Here is a 13,782-nt window from a genome sequence, read left to right on the forward strand (position 1 = left end):
GGGCGGTCCCAGCGAGCGCTCTTCAGTCGTAGTCGGTGAAGGTTTTGCGAGGGAAGACCGCCCTGCGGCCTTCCGCACTCCCGCACAGTGGTGCGGTCATGCGAGGGGTAGGATTTGAACCCACGGACCTCTACAGGAGCGGAGCTTGAATCCGCCGCCGTTTCCAGACTTGGCTACCCTCGCACGCGACCGAGTGTATCCCGTCTCGGGGTTTCAAGGCTCCGGTTCGCGGTGTGTCCGGCCGGGAGCCTCCGTCACTTGGTGTAGACGGCCATCACGTCCACCGTCGGGCCAGCCCTGACGATTCCGACGACCCAGATGCCGTGGTTGTATCCGCGCTCGATGAAGTTGTAGGCGAACTCGCCGGCGTTGTAGTTCCCACCGGGGCAGCGGTGGAAGCCCAGCGTCGTCGCCCGCCTCGAAGCCCCCAGTTTCGGAACCGGAATGGTATATGTACTACGCGCGCGAGCAGGGGATGTCGAGTACGTACTCGGTCAACCTCGTCCCGACGTACGTACTCGGTCGACCCCGTCCCGACCCCGACGGCCCGGAGACGGGTGCGCGAGCCGAGTCGTCCTCCGTGTGCACCCCAAAGAGCCACGATCTCACGTCGCCTACACGTCACGATCGACGATGTCGAGTACGGAGTTAACGAGGAGAGACGACAGCGCGACGGAGACCCGCCTCACCGCGGTCTGCAAGGACGGGACGACGGTCGAGTGTGCGAACTTCACGGCCATCGAGAGTGGCGTCCTCCTGACCGAGGACCTGAAGCGAAAGCAGGTCGTCGGGTTCGTCCCCCACGAGGAACTCCGGTACGTCCTGCCGACGACGGTCGCGCGAGAGGCGACCGAGGGGCCGGAACCAACCTTCGAGGACGAACTGATGGAACTGCCCCGACTGGGCGAGACGTACGCGAAGCGCCTCCGCGCGGCGGGCTACGCCTCGATGCGGGAACTCGCCGCGGCGTCGACCGCCGACCTCGTGGACGCGACGGGCGCACGCGAATCCGTCGCGGAGGAGTGGCGCGAACAGGCCGCGGAGCGTGGCCACGAGGACGCCGACGCGGCGGGCGGGTGGACCTCCGGGGCGTGAGTGGCCCGCGCCGAGCGACCCGCCAGCAGTTATCAAATTCAGGATAAGAACTTCTAATACCGTACCCGGCCTGGATTAATACATGACCGTGGTCAGCGTCTCGATGCCCGAATCCCTTCTGCAGCGACTCGACGACTTCGCCGAGGAACACGGCTACACCGGCCGGAGCGAGGTGGTCCGGGAGGCCGCGCGCAACCTCCTCGGGGAGTTCGAGGACAAGCGACTGGAGGACCGCCAGTTGATGGGCGTCGTCACGGTGCTGTTCAACTACGAGACGACCACCGTCGAGGAACGGATGATGCATCTGCGCCACGAACACGAGTCGCTCGTCTCCTCGAACGTCCACAGCCACGTGGGCAACCACTACTGCATGGAACTGTTCATCCTCGAGGGGACCCTCGCGGAGATATCGACGTTCGTCGGGAAGATTCGCGCGACGAAGGACACCCTCACCGTCGACTACTCGGTCATCCCCGTCGACGACTTCGAGGCCACCCTGTCGAGTCACTCGTGACCGCGTCTCGCTCGTTCTGACCCGACACCCCGGAGCGAACCACGTCACACTTGCCCCGGGAGGCCCAACGTGGGGTATGGCCACTTCGCCCCACCTCGTCCGCGACGACGACCAGTTGAAACTCGACGTGTCGGTGGGGACCCACCGACGACAGTTGGTCCTCTCGGACGCCGCCGTCAACCTCCTGCGAGAACAGGGGTACGGCCCGGCGGACATCGTCCCGTGGGTGACCACGAAGACACTCGTCCTCTCGGACGGCGCGTCGCTCCCGGAGGGCAGCGACGCGCGGGACGTCTCGTGGGACATCACGGGTGCCGACGGCGGCCGGCAGGCCGACGAGACGGAACTCCGGGCGCTGGCGGACTACCTCCGCGGGCGCACGGTCGCGGACCGCTCGCTCGACACGCTCCGCGAACACGTCCGCAGGACGGGGCTCTCGCGCTTTCTCGACCCCGACGAGTTGCAGGGGCGCGCCGAGAAGGTCCGTGGCCTGAACGACATCGCCCGCGGCCTCTGAGTCAGTCGCACGAACCACCACATGGACGACCACACCCACGACCCGACCGTCGCCCCGCCCGAGCGGGGAACCCCAACCGGGTGGCTCCCCGAGGACGGGCACTGGGAGCACGGCACCCTCCGGCGCGCCACCGTCCACGGCGTCCGCCTCTACAACGCCGGGGAGTTCCACGAGTCACACGACTGCTTCGAGGACGAGTGGTACAACTACGGACGGGGGAACGCCGAGTCAAGGTTCCTCCACGGGATGGTGCAGGTCGCCGCGGGCGCGTACAAGCACTTCGACTTCGAGGACAGCGAGGCGCAAAGCGCCTCGGGAGGCCGGACGGGGTCCGGCAACGACGACGGCATGCGCTCGCTCTTCCGGACGGCGCTCCAGTACTTCCACGGCCTTCCCAACGACTTCTACGGCGTGGACCTGCTGGACGTCCGCACGGTCCTCACGAACGCGCTGGAGGACCCGACGGCCCTCCACGGGTGGCAGGTTCGACTCGACGGGGGGACACCGACCGCCCGGGAGGAGGACTTCGCCTACGTCGAGTCGCTGGAGCACTGACGGGAAGGGTGGTCCGCTCGCGGGCCGGCGCGACTACCCGTCCTCGTCGAAGCAGTTGAACGAAATGGTCACCTCGTCGAGGGAGTCCCCTGCGCCATCGACGGCCACGAGGCGGTACTCGCCGTGTCGTGGACGCTGGCCGAGGACGTGTTCGTAGCGCACCTGACCGTTCGCGACATCGTCGTCCATGTAGGTCCTGTCGTCCGCCGAGACGGGGATACGGCGGTCGAGGGTGTCGCCGACGTACAGTTCGACGGCGACCATCCCCGTCTCGCGCACCTGTTCGGCGTCAAGCGGAATCGAGAGTCGGACCTGTCCGCCGTCGGCCATCGCCATCGCACCGCCACTCAGGATGTCGCCGTCGCCGTGTGCGCGGGCGCTCGTGTGGCAGGCCGTGTCGCTCAGCTTGCCGGAGTTCGACCCACCGGCACAGCCAGCGAGGAGGGCGGCGGCACCACTGGCTACCGCTGTCAGCACCGTTCGTCTGGAGGGCATCGGCCGATGGTGTGACGGGTGCCGGTAAATGTCTTCGGGAGGGAGTGTCGTGTCCGACGAGTAGTTCCTGTCCGGGCTGGGGACGGAACGCGCCCGAGGTCCTCTCGGACCGTTGACGGACCGTCCGCGGACCGGGTGACTCTTTATCCGTGACCGGTAACGAACGGGTGAATGTACGTCGAACAGTTGGGAGAGGGTGAGCCGGAAGTCGCGGTGCTCGCGGCCGTCCACGGCGACGAACCGTGTGGCGTCCACGCCGTCGAGACCATCCTCTCGGAGTCGCCCGACGTCGAACGGCCCGTGAAGTTCGTCGTCGCCAACGAACGCGCACTCGCCCGTGGCGTCCGCTACACGGAGGAGGACCTGAACCGCATCTTCCCCGGCGACCCGGACGCCGACACGCACGAACGCCGCCTCGCACACGAGTTGCTACAGGAGATACGCGACTGCATCACGTTCTCGATGCACTCGACGCAGTCGTACGACGACCCCTTCGCGGTGGTCGAGGAGACGGACACCCTCACCGAGACGGTCTGTCCGTACCTCTCGGTGGACGCCGTCGTGGAGGCGACGGGGTTCACCGAGGGCCGACTCGTCGAGTACGCGGACGTCGTCGAGGTGGAGTGTGGCCTGCAGGGGACCGAACGCGCCGCAGAGAACGCCGTCACTCTCGTCCGGGAGTTCCTCGCCGCGGTGGGGGCGCTCCCCGGCGGCGAACCCGAGGAGCGCGAGATACCCATCTTCCGCCTCTCCCACCTCGTCCCGAAGCGACCCGCCGAGGACTACGCCGTCTTCGCGGCGAACTTCGAACGGGTGCCCGCCGGCGAACCGTACGCCGCTATCGACGGCGAACACCTCGTCGCCGAGGAGTCGTTCTACCCCATCCTCATGTCGCCGTACGGCTACGAGAACGAGTTCGGCTACGCGGGTGAACTCACCGGGAAACTCGGCGGGTCGCCCGTGCAGGGCCGGTCGGCAGAACAGTCCTACGGCGGGTAGTCGTCCTCGGTGCCATTCGGACTGCTGGGAAGTACAATTTTGCCACTGATTCAGATATCCCCGAACGAAATGTAGTCCGGCATCTCGGGTGACGGAGTAGTCCGACTATCAGAGTAGCATCGGTGGCAAGAATTCTCTGTCTCCACATCTAATAATTGTGCTAAATAAATACAGTATAGAAAGACTTATAGATTATACTGATTGTTGTATTGTACGGTGCGCTGCAGTAACGCTCGGAATGATCATCACTGAAGAGTGCCCCGGCGACCTGCTGAAAGGGAGAATCGTCCTTGACGTGCTGTTTGCGTCTGCCTGAGTAGGTCCTGTCTGGCCAGTGAGTTCCGCGCGTATCAGCGTCGTGCGGTCCCCTCGTTCGCCCATCCGGTCCACGTCGGTGTGAGGGCGGGTTCGACGGAACGCCAGACGTCCCGACAGCGTGGCGCGCCGTCGTGGTCCCCACTCGGCGGGCGGCCGACGAGGACGAACGCCTCGTCCGCGTCGAAAGCGAGTGACTCCACCAGCGCGACGAGGGCATCGACGTAGCTGGTCGGGCGGACGAGCAGACGGCTGTGACCCTCGAACGTGGCGGGGTCGGGGAGCGCGGTGCGGGGCGTGGAGGACACGGCGTGACGGGCGGGGAGGACGGTGCCGGGCTACGTCTCCTCGCGGGGTTCGAACTCCACGAGGGTCAGGTCCCGGTCGAGCGCACAGTAGTCGTGCGGCGGGTCGCCGACCACCTCACGTATCTTGTAGCCCGTCTCGAACTCGGCGCCGAGGGGTTCGCAGAACTCGTGGCTCGGGCAGTCGGTGTAGGGACAGGGCCCCTCGAGTTTCGCGTTCGATCCGGCGTAGGCGCTGTTGGAGGCGACGTTGGCGCGGATGGGTGCGGGTTCCACCTCGACGGCGGTGACGCCCGTGTCGTGGACGGCGCACTCGAGGGTTCCCGACTCGCGCACGCCGGTCACCTGGTAGCGCATCCCCTCGGTGAGGTTGAGACACTGCCCCCGATAGGGACAGCCCTCGCAGTCTGGGGACTCCCCCTCGAAGACGAACTCCGTTCCCTCCTCCGCGAGTCGTGGACCGATGAGCGTGACGGTGGCCATGTCCAACTCTGGACGAGCGAGGCGGTTAAGCCTCCCGACCGGTCAGTTCCTCCAGTTTCTCGAAGTAGCGCTCCCGTGGCACCTGATACATCCCCCGGTAGTCCACCTCGCCGTCGGCGAACCGGGCGGCGAGGGCGGCGGCCCCGTCGAGGGCCTCCTCGCGGGAGTCGTAGTGGTCGCCGCCGTGGTCCACGTCGGGTTCGAGGAACAGGGTGACGACCCACGGGTCGCCGGGTTGGGGGTTCGGGCGGACCCCCGGGCGGCGGGTGCGTCGGCCCCGCGTGAGGTAGATGGTGGGGAGACACTCCGGCGGGAAGTCGCCGCCGTTGAACACGTCGGGGCGGTACGCGAGGACGAGTCTGTCGCCGCCGTCGTTCCAGACGGTCCACCCCGCGGCGAGCGAATCGGCGTCCATGCCCCGCGCTTTCTCGGCGGCGGGGAAGAGTCGTGTGGTCGGCCCTCGGGAGACAGAGAAGTATATAAACCCCGAAGTGGTCCGAACACCGACCGGTTCGGCGGTCCGCTCCCCGCCACACGGTTTCGCGGGTGAATCGCCGGGCCGAACGCCTCGGTTACGCTAGGATAGCGGCAAGGCTTATGTGTGTGTGAACACTTAACAATAACCATAGTATCGGTGGTCGTCCCGCGGTGCGTCCTCCCCGGTGTCAGCCGGCCCGTGACAGGGTCGTAGGTCGCCGGAGAGTGACAGACGGTGCCACGTGACATGGTACGGGCAACGCGTGGGGTGGCCGCTGAGGCTTGCGGACAGCGTGGCTGTCCGGCCCATCGGGGGAAGAGACGCAACGTCTCCGTGATACAATGACAGGTGACATGGAAACACTCGAAGACCTCAGCCGTGAGTACCGGGACTCGATTCCGTCGGACCTGCGTGAGACCCACGCGTTCGACTGGTATCTGGAGGAGGTCTACGCGGACCCGCGGGTCGCGCGCAACGCACACCAGCGCGTCGCAGACATGTTCGATTACTACGGTACCGAGTACAACGAGGACCTCGGCGTCGTGGAGTACCGACTCGCAAGCGAGGACCCCCTCAACGACGGGGAGAACGTGTTCTACGGGCGCAACATCCACGAGTCCATCCACGAGTTCGTCAACAAGGTGAAGTCGGGCGCTCGCGGACTCGGCCCCGAGAAACGCATCAAACTCCTCCTCGGGCCGGTCGGGTCGGGCAAGTCCGACTTCGACCGACAGGTCCGGCGCTACTTCGAGGACTACACGAACCGCGAGGAGGGGCGGATGTACACGTTCCGGTGGACCAACCTCTGTGACGTCATCCCCGACCAGGACCCCGCCGACGACGTGGTCCGCTCGCCGATGAATCAGGACCCCATCGTCCTGCTCCCGCTCCAGCAACGCGACCGGGTCATCGAGGACCTCAACGAGCGACTCGACGCCCCCTACACCATCCGCAACGAGCAGAGCCTCGACCCCGCGGGCGAGTTCTACATGGACCGCCTGCTCGACCACTACGAGGACGACCTCCAGCAGGTCTTGGAGAACCACGTCGAGATCATCAGGCTGGTCGCCGACGAGAACAAGCGCCAGTGCGTCGAGACGTTCGAACCCAAGGACAAGAAGAACCAGGACGAGACCGAACTCACGGGCGACGTCAACTACTCGAAGATCGCCATCTACGGGGAAAGCGACCCGCGGGCGTTCGACTACTCCGGGGCGTTCTGTAACGCCAACCGGGGCATCTTCAGCGGGGAGGAGCTGTTGAAACTCCAGCGGGAGTTCCTCTACGACTTCCTGCACGCCACGCAGGAACAGACCATCAAGCCGAAGAACAACCCCCGGATCGACATCGACCAGGTCATCGTCGGGCGCACGAACATGCCCGAGTACAAGGACAAGAAGGGCGACGAGAAGATGGAGGCGTTCAACGACCGCACCAAGCGCATCGACTTCCCCTACGTCCTCCAGTACGAGGAGGAGTCTCGCATCTACCGGAAGATGCTCCGGAACGCCGACGTCCCCGACATCCACGTCGAACCTCACACGCTGGAGATGGCGGGCCTGTTCGGCGTTCTGACGCGCATCGAGGAACCCTCGGGCGGGCAGATCGACATCGTCCAGAAGGCCAAGGCCTACAACGGCGAGATCGACGACGCCGACGACGTCGACGTGAAGAAACTCCGCGACGAGGCCGCGACGACGGCCGACATCGGCGAGGGCATGGAGGGCGTCTCCCCGCGGTTCATCGGCGACGAGATCGCCGAGGCCATCATGGACTCGATGCACCGCGGCCGGCAGTTCCTCTCGCCGCTGACGACGTTCAACCACCTCGAGCACAACCTCGAGAACCACGGCTCCATCCCCGAGGACCGCTTCGAGCGCTACTACCGCTACCTCGAGATGGTCCGCGAGGAGTACAAGGACCGCGCCATCGAGGACGTGCGCCACGCCCTCGCCTACGACGTCGACGAGATCCAGCGACAGGGCGAGAAGTACATGGACCACGTGATGGCGTACATCGACGACGACACCATCGAAGACGAGATAACCGGCCGGGAGCAGGAACCCGACGAGAAGTTCCTGCGGAGCGTCGAGGAGAAACTCAACATCCCCGAAGACCGCAAGAACGACTTCCGCCAGGAGGTGTCGAACTGGGTCTCGCGGCGCGCGCGCGAGGGCACCTCGTTCAACCCGCAGGACAACGACCGCCTGCGCCGCGCCCTGGAGCGGAAGCTCTGGGAGGACAAGAAGCACAACATCAACTTCTCGGCGCTGGTCTCCAGCGGCGAGTTGGAGGACGACGAGCGCAACGCGTGGGTCGAGGCGCTCGTCGAACAGGGCTACTCGCGCGAGGGTGCGAAGGAGGTCCTCGAGTTCGCCGGCGCGGAGGTCGCCAAAGCCGAAATGGAGGAATGAAACGCGACTACATCGCCGAGGCGGACCGGGCGCTGACCGAGACCTACGAGGAGCCGATGACCCTCGGGGCGTACGTCGACCGCATCTTCGAGCGGCCACAGTTGGCCTCCCACGCCTCGAAGTACCTGCTGGAGGCCATCGAGGCCGCCGGCACCCGGACGGTCATCGAGGAAGGCGAGGAGAAGGAGCGCTACGTGTTCTTCGACGACCCGTACAACGACGGCGAGCACGCCATCCTCGGCAACACCGAGGTGTTGAACGAGTTCGTCGCGGACCTGCGCTCCATCGCGGCCCGCCGCGGCAAGGAAGAGAAGATCGTCTGGCTGGAGGGTCCCACCGCTACCGGCAAGTCCGAACTCAAGCGCTGTCTCATCAACGGCCTGCGCGAGTACTCGAAGACCGACGAGGGACGGCGCTACACCGTCGAGTGGAACGTCTCGGGGGCCGACTCGGAGGGCAGCGGGTTCACCTACGGCGAGCAACCCGTGAGCGACGACGAGCAGTGGTACGTCAGCCCCGTCCAGTCGCACCCGCTTTCGGTGTTCCCGAAGAACGTCCGGCGCGACCTGCTGGCCGAACTCAACGACCGCCTCGACGACCACATCGCGGTGCAGGTCGACGGAAAACTCGACCCGTTCTGCCGCGAGGCGTACGACTACCTCGAAGAGCGCTACCGCAGGCAGGGCCGCAACGACCTGTTCTCGGCGGTGACGAACCCGAAGCACCTGCGCGTGAAGAACTTCGTCGTGGACGTGGGCGACGGCATCGGCGTCCTCCACAGCGAAGACGACGGCACGCCGAAAGAACGGCTGGTCGGATCGTGGATGCACGGGATGCTCCGCGAACTCGACTCGCGCGGCCGGAAGAACCCGCAGGCGTTCAGCTACGACGGCGTCCTCTCGCAGGGCAACGGCCTCCTGACGCTCGTGGAGGACGCCGCCCAGCACGCCGACCTGCTCCAGAAACTGCTGAACGTCCCCGACGAGGGCCACGTGAAACTGGACAAGGGCATCGGGATGGACATCGACACGCAACTGGTCATCATCTCGAACCCGGACCTCGAAGCCCAGTTGAACCAGCACGCAGAGCGGGCGGGTGCGGACCCGCTGAAGGCGCTGAAGCGCCGGCTGGACAAACACGAGTTCCGCTACCTGACGAACCTCTCGCTGGAGACCGAGTTGCTCCGGCGGGAACTCACGAACGAGACGACGGTGTGGACCGCCGAGTCCTACGACGAACTCGAGCGCAAGATCCGTCAGCCGGTCGAGATCAAGGTCCGCGACAACAAGCGGCAGGTGTTCACGAAGGAACTCGCGCCGCACGCCATCGAGGCGGCGGCGCTGTACAACGTCGTCTCGCGACTGGACACCGACGACCTGCCGACGGGCCTCGACCTCGTGGACAAGGCGTTGCTGTTCGACGCGGGGTTCATCAGTCAGGGCGACGAGCGCCGGGAGAAAGACGACTTCGAGTTCGAGTCGGACCCGCGCGACGGCATCCACGGCATCCCCGTCACCTACACGCGGGACGTCGTCGCGGACCTGCTCCACGAGGAGTCGGACCGCCACCACCCGACCCTGCCCGTCGAGCACGTCATCATGCCCCGCGACGTGCTGAACGCGATGGCAGATGGGTTCGTCGAGGCACCCGTCTTCTCCGACAGCGAGCGCACCGAGTTCGAGAACCGGGTGGTACAGGTGAAAAACCGTATCTTCAGCCAGCAGGAGTCGGACGTGCTCGCGGCCATCATGCGCGAGAAGCGCGTGGACGAGGCCACCGTCGAGGAGTACATCGAGCACGTCTACGCGTGGACGGAGAACGAGCAGATCGAGAACGACCGCGGGGAACTACTCGACCCCGACCCGCTGAAGATGAAGGTGTTCGAGATAGAGCACCTCGGGCGGTTCGACGAGGACGACTACGAGGGCTCCGAGGCGGGTCCAGACGTCGAGGAGTTCCGCTCGGAGCGCGTCATCACGGCCATCAACCGCCACGCGTGGCGCAACCGCGACGAGGAGTTCCGGGTGGCCGACGTGAACGTCAAGGAGATTCCCGTCATCCGGACGGTCCTCGGCAGTCACGACTGGAGCGACGTCCGCCGGGCGTTCGAGGACTTCGAACCCCGCCAGTGGGACGACCCGCCGGCGGGCACGGAGACGGCCGCGGTCAAGGAGCGGACGGTCCGCAACATGATGGAGATGTTCGACTACAGCGAGGCGTCGGCCGAACTCACGAGTCGGCACGTCATGAGCCAGGTGAGCTACAGATGGGACTGAGAGACGACCTCGAACGGTATCGGGAGGTGGGCGAGGAGCGCAGACAGGATCTCTCCGAGTTCATCCAGTACGGCGACCTCGGCCGGTCGCTTCCCGACGAGGTGAAGATACCCATCAAGATCGTCGACCTCCCGGCGTTCGAGTACGACGTCCGCGACAAGGGCGGCGTCGGGCAGGGTCAGGGCGGCACCCCCCAGCCCGGCGACCCGGTCGGTCAGCCCCAGCCACAGCCCGGCGAGGGCGACGGCGAGGGGAAACCCGGCGAGGAGGGCGGCGACCACGAGTACTACGAGATGGACCCCGAGGAGTTCGCCCAGGAACTCGACGAGCAGTTGGGTCTGGACCTCGAACCGAAGGGCAAGAAGGTCATCGAGGAGAAGGAGGGCGACTACACGGACATCACCCGGACGGGGCCGGCGAGCACGCTCGACTTCGAGCACCTGTTCAAGGAGGGCCTGAAGCGCAAGCTCGCGATGGACTTCGACGAGGAGTACGTCCGCGAGGCGCTGAAGGTCGACGGGTGGGGTCCGACGCGGGTCTACCGGTGGGCGCGCGAGAAGAACATGCCCGTCTCGCGGGCGTGGATCGACGACGCCTACTCGTCGCTCTCGGCCGACGAGCGCACGAAGTGGGCCAGCATCGAGGAGATGGAGGCGAACGTCGAGGAGACGACGACCATCCAGCGCATCCGCCGTGACGGCCTCAAGCAGGTCCCGTTCCGCCGCGAGGACGAGCGCTACCGCTACCCAGAGATCATCGAGGAGCGAGAGAAGAACGTCGTCGTGGTCAACATCCGCGACGTGTCGGGGAGCATGCGCGAGAAGAAGCGCGAACTCGTCGAGCGGGTGTTCACGCCCCTCGACTGGTATCTGACGGGGAAGTACGACAACGCGGAATTCGTCTACATCGCCCACGACGCCGACGCCTGGGAGGTCGAACGCGAGGAGTTCTTCGGCATCCGCTCGGGCGGCGGGACGCGCATCTCCAGCGCGTACGAACTCGCGAAGGTCCTCTTAGAGGAGTACCCCTGGAGCGAGTGGAACCGCTACGTGTTCGCGGCGGGTGACTCGGAGAACTCCTCGAACGACACCGACGAGCACGTCATCCCGCTGATGGAGTCGATTCCGGCGAACCTCCACGCCTACGTGGAGACCCAGCCGAGCGGGAACGCCATCAACGCGACCCACGCCGAGGAGGTCGAACGACACTTCCAGGAGAGCGACAACGTGGCCGTCGCCTACGTCACCGGCCCGGAGGACGTGGTCGACGCCATCTACACCATCCTGAGTACGGAGGGGAAAAAGGCACAATGAGCGAATCAGACCAGGACCGAGTGGCGAAACAGCGCATCGCGAAGGAACTCGAAGAGCCGGTTCGGGAGGCCAACGCGCTGGCTCGGAGACTCGGTCTCGACCCGTTCCCGGTGAACTACTGGATCATCGACTACGACGAGATGAACCAGCTCATCGCCTACGGCGGGTTCCAGGAGCGCTACCCCCACTGGCGCTGGGGGATGCAGTACGACCAGCAGCGCAAACAGCGCCAGTTCCTCGGCGGGAAGGCCTTCGAGATCGTCAACAACGACAACCCGAGCCACGCCTTCCTGCAGGAGTCGAACGCGCTGGCCGACCAGAAGGCCGTCATCACGCACGTCGAGGCACACGCCGACTTCTTCAAGAACAACCAGTGGTTCAACCTCTTCAGCGAGAACCCCGACGCCGCCGCGATGCTGGCGAGTCACGCGAGCATCGTCGAGTCGTTCATGGACGACCCCGAGGTCGACCGCGAGGAGGTCGAGGAGTGGATCGACAACGTGCTCTGTCTGGAAGACTGCATCGACCAGCACCGCCCGTTCACGACCGTCGAGTCCGAGGCCCTCTCGCTCGACCCGGACGACATCGACGAGCGACTGGACGAACTCGGCCTCTCGGAGGAGGTGCGCCGGCAGGTGTTCGACGAGGAGTGGCTGGAGTCCCAGCGCCCGGAGGTCGGCGCGGCGCGGTTCCCGGCGGAACCCGAACTCGACGTCATCGCCTTCCTGCGCACCCACGGGATGCGCTACGACCGCGAGAGCGGGAAGGCGGTGGAGTTCGAAGACTGGCAGCGCGAGGTGCTCGAACTGCTGCGCCGGGAGGCGTACTACTTCGCCCCCCAGAAGATGACGAAGGTGATGAACGAGGGGTGGGCGGCCTACTGGGAGTCGATGATGATGGGCGAGGAGGGGTTCGCGGACGCCAACGAGTTCATCCACTACGCCGACCACCAGGCGATGGTGCTCAACTCGCCGGGGTTCAACCCGTACAAACTCGGCAAGGAACTCTGGGAGTACATCGAGAACACGACCAACCGCCGGGAGGTCGTCGAGCGCCTCCTCCGGGTGGAGGGCGTCACGTGGCGGAACTTCCGCGACCAGGTGGACCTAGACGCGGTGCTGGCGGCGCTGGAACCCGACCCCGCCGTCGCGACCGTCGGGAACGACGCCCTCGACCGACTGGACCCGGACGACCCGCGCGTGGACGTGGAGGGACTGGCGGCGGCGAAGGCGGGGGAGGTGGACGCCGACCGCTACCCGTGGAAGGTGTTGACCTACGAGGGCCTCTGTGAGCGCCACTACTCGCTGGTGAAGGCACAGAACCGCGGGTTCCTCCACCGCCTGACGCAGTCCGACCTCGAACGTATCGCGCGATACCTGTTCGACGACGCGCGCTACGCCACCGTCGAGGAGGCCCTCGCGGACGTGGACCGCACCGCCGGGTGGGACCGGATGCGCGAGATTCGCGAGAGCCACAACGACGTGACGTTCTTAGACGAGTTCCTCACCCAGGAGTTCGTCGACGAGAACCACTACTTCACCTACGAGTACACCCAGACCACGCGCGACTTCCGGGCGACGAGCACCGACGTCGAGGACGTCAAGAAGAAGTTGATGCTCCAGTTCACCAACTTCGGCAAGCCCACCGTCGTCGTGGAGGACGCGAACTACGACAACCGCAACGAACTGCTGTTGAGCCACCAGTACAACGGCGTCATGCTCGACGTCAGGCAGGCCGAACAGGTGCTCGAACGCGTCTTCGAACTGTGGGGCCGGCCGGTGAACCTCAAGACCATCGTGAAGGAACTCGACGAACACGACGTGGAGGTGGCCCGCCGGCGCGACCGGGAACCCGTTCCCGACGAGCAGGGCAAACTCATCCGGTTCGACGGCGAGGACTTCGAAGTGACCGACCTCGCGTGGGACGAGGTCGAACACCTCGCCGCGTCGGACGTGGACTACGACACGAAACCCGAGGAGTGGCTGGCCTGACCAATTATTCCATAAGTATATTTTATTGATGT

General features: G+C 65.7%; 13 protein-coding genes and 1 tRNA gene. 9 read left to right on the forward strand and 5 right to left on the reverse strand.

Annotation, left to right across the window (positions count from 1 at the left end):
- Positions 1-99: 99 nt before the first annotated feature.
- Positions 100-183 (reverse strand) — tRNA-Leu (locus tag NKG96_RS11210).
- 450 nt (positions 184-633) lie between these two features.
- Here NKG96_RS11210 and NKG96_RS11215 point away from each other — a divergent pair.
- From NKG96_RS11215 to NKG96_RS11230, 4 genes are all read left to right on the forward strand, one after another.
- Complete coding sequence (locus NKG96_RS11215; protein ID WP_254535021.1) at positions 634-1,095, forward strand: helix-hairpin-helix domain-containing protein; 462 nt, start codon at positions 634-636, stop codon at positions 1,093-1,095.
- An 82-nt stretch (positions 1,096-1,177) separates the two neighbouring features.
- Positions 1,178-1,609: a CopG family ribbon-helix-helix protein gene (locus NKG96_RS11220; protein WP_254535022.1), complete on the forward strand. Its 432-nt coding sequence runs from the start codon at positions 1,178-1,180 to the stop codon at positions 1,607-1,609.
- Between the two features lie 76 nt (positions 1,610-1,685).
- Positions 1,686-2,126: a hypothetical protein gene (locus NKG96_RS11225; protein ID WP_254535023.1), complete on the forward strand. Its 441-nt coding sequence runs from the start codon at positions 1,686-1,688 to the stop codon at positions 2,124-2,126.
- A 21-nt stretch (positions 2,127-2,147) separates the two neighbouring features.
- The gene (locus tag NKG96_RS11230; RefSeq protein WP_254535024.1) at positions 2,148-2,681 is read left to right on the forward strand and encodes a DUF309 domain-containing protein; all 534 of its coding nucleotides are present in this window, start codon (positions 2,148-2,150) and stop codon (positions 2,679-2,681) included.
- 33 nt (positions 2,682-2,714) lie between these two features.
- Here NKG96_RS11230 and NKG96_RS11235 read toward each other — a convergent pair whose 3' ends face one another.
- Positions 2,715-3,176: a hypothetical protein gene (locus tag NKG96_RS11235; protein ID WP_254535025.1), complete on the reverse strand. Its 462-nt coding sequence runs from the start codon at positions 3,174-3,176 to the stop codon at positions 2,715-2,717.
- Positions 3,177-3,347: 171 nt separating this feature from the next.
- Here NKG96_RS11235 and NKG96_RS11240 point away from each other — a divergent pair, with 171 nt between their 5' ends.
- A complete protein-coding gene (locus tag NKG96_RS11240) occupies positions 3,348-4,175 on the forward strand; it encodes a M14 family metallopeptidase (protein ID WP_254535027.1) in 828 nt (275 codons plus the stop codon).
- A gap of 350 nt (positions 4,176-4,525) precedes the next feature.
- Here the strand turns inward: NKG96_RS11240 and NKG96_RS11245 are convergent, their stop codons facing one another.
- The 3 genes from NKG96_RS11245 to NKG96_RS11255 are packed head-to-tail and all read right to left on the reverse strand — an operon-like array spanning position 4,526 to position 5,693.
- On the reverse strand, positions 4,526-4,798 hold the full coding sequence (locus NKG96_RS11245; RefSeq protein WP_254535029.1) for a hypothetical protein: 273 nt from the start codon (positions 4,796-4,798) through the stop codon (positions 4,526-4,528).
- Positions 4,799-4,828: 30 nt separating this feature from the next.
- Positions 4,829-5,278, reverse strand: a complete 450-nt coding sequence (locus NKG96_RS11250) for a UPF0179 family protein (RefSeq protein ID WP_254535030.1) — start codon at positions 5,276-5,278, stop codon at positions 4,829-4,831.
- 25 nt (positions 5,279-5,303) lie between these two features.
- A complete protein-coding gene (locus tag NKG96_RS11255) occupies positions 5,304-5,693 on the reverse strand; it encodes a DUF5820 family protein (RefSeq protein ID WP_254535031.1) in 390 nt (129 codons plus the stop codon).
- Between the two features lie 404 nt (positions 5,694-6,097).
- Between NKG96_RS11255 and NKG96_RS11260 the strand changes: the two genes are divergently transcribed.
- Genes NKG96_RS11260 through NKG96_RS11275 form a run of 4 tightly spaced genes read left to right on the forward strand, consistent with a single transcriptional unit; the run spans position 6,098 to position 13,750 of the window.
- Positions 6,098-8,170 carry a PrkA family serine protein kinase gene (locus NKG96_RS11260; protein ID WP_254535033.1) on the forward strand — a complete coding sequence of 691 codons (2,073 nt, stop codon included), beginning with the start codon at positions 6,098-6,100 and terminating at the stop codon, positions 8,168-8,170.
- Positions 8,167-10,446 (forward strand): PrkA family serine protein kinase, encoded by a 2,280-nt coding sequence (locus tag NKG96_RS11265; protein WP_254535034.1) that lies wholly within the window; start codon positions 8,167-8,169, stop codon positions 10,444-10,446. The genes NKG96_RS11260 and NKG96_RS11265 overlap by 4 nt, the downstream gene beginning before the upstream one ends.
- The gene (locus tag NKG96_RS11270) at positions 10,437-11,759 is read left to right on the forward strand and encodes a YeaH/YhbH family protein (RefSeq protein WP_254535035.1); all 1,323 of its coding nucleotides are present in this window, start codon (positions 10,437-10,439) and stop codon (positions 11,757-11,759) included. The genes NKG96_RS11265 and NKG96_RS11270 overlap by 10 nt, the downstream gene beginning before the upstream one ends.
- Complete coding sequence (locus NKG96_RS11275; protein WP_254535036.1) at positions 11,756-13,750, forward strand: SpoVR family protein; 1,995 nt, start codon at positions 11,756-11,758, stop codon at positions 13,748-13,750. Before NKG96_RS11270 ends, NKG96_RS11275 begins: the two co-directional genes overlap by 4 nt.
- Positions 13,751-13,782 lie beyond the last annotated feature (32 nt).

The sequence above is a fragment of the Halomarina litorea genome, assembly GCF_024227715.1.
Taxonomy (GTDB): domain Archaea; phylum Halobacteriota; class Halobacteria; order Halobacteriales; family Haloarculaceae; genus Halomarina; species Halomarina litorea.

Coding starts and splice junctions, on each gene's coding strand:
- NKG96_RS11215 (WP_254535021.1), top strand. CDS start 634: ATGTCGAGTACGGAGTTAACGAGGAGAGACGACAGCGCGACGGAGACC.
- NKG96_RS11220 (WP_254535022.1), top strand. CDS start 1,178: ATGACCGTGGTCAGCGTCTCGATGCCCGAATCCCTTCTGCAGCGACTC.
- NKG96_RS11225 (WP_254535023.1), top strand. CDS start 1,686: ATGGCCACTTCGCCCCACCTCGTCCGCGACGACGACCAGTTGAAACTC.
- NKG96_RS11230 (WP_254535024.1), top strand. CDS start 2,148: ATGGACGACCACACCCACGACCCGACCGTCGCCCCGCCCGAGCGGGGA.
- NKG96_RS11235 (WP_254535025.1), bottom strand. CDS start 3,176: ATGCCCTCCAGACGAACGGTGCTGACAGCGGTAGCCAGTGGTGCCGCC.
- NKG96_RS11240 (WP_254535027.1), top strand. CDS start 3,348: ATGTACGTCGAACAGTTGGGAGAGGGTGAGCCGGAAGTCGCGGTGCTC.
- NKG96_RS11250 (WP_254535030.1), bottom strand. CDS start 5,278: ATGGCCACCGTCACGCTCATCGGTCCACGACTCGCGGAGGAGGGAACG.
- NKG96_RS11255 (WP_254535031.1), bottom strand. CDS start 5,693: ATGGACGCCGATTCGCTCGCCGCGGGGTGGACCGTCTGGAACGACGGC.
- NKG96_RS11260 (WP_254535033.1), top strand. CDS start 6,098: ATGACAGGTGACATGGAAACACTCGAAGACCTCAGCCGTGAGTACCGG.
- NKG96_RS11265 (WP_254535034.1), top strand. CDS start 8,167: ATGAAACGCGACTACATCGCCGAGGCGGACCGGGCGCTGACCGAGACC.
- NKG96_RS11270 (WP_254535035.1), top strand. CDS start 10,437: ATGGGACTGAGAGACGACCTCGAACGGTATCGGGAGGTGGGCGAGGAG.
- NKG96_RS11275 (WP_254535036.1), top strand. CDS start 11,756: ATGAGCGAATCAGACCAGGACCGAGTGGCGAAACAGCGCATCGCGAAG.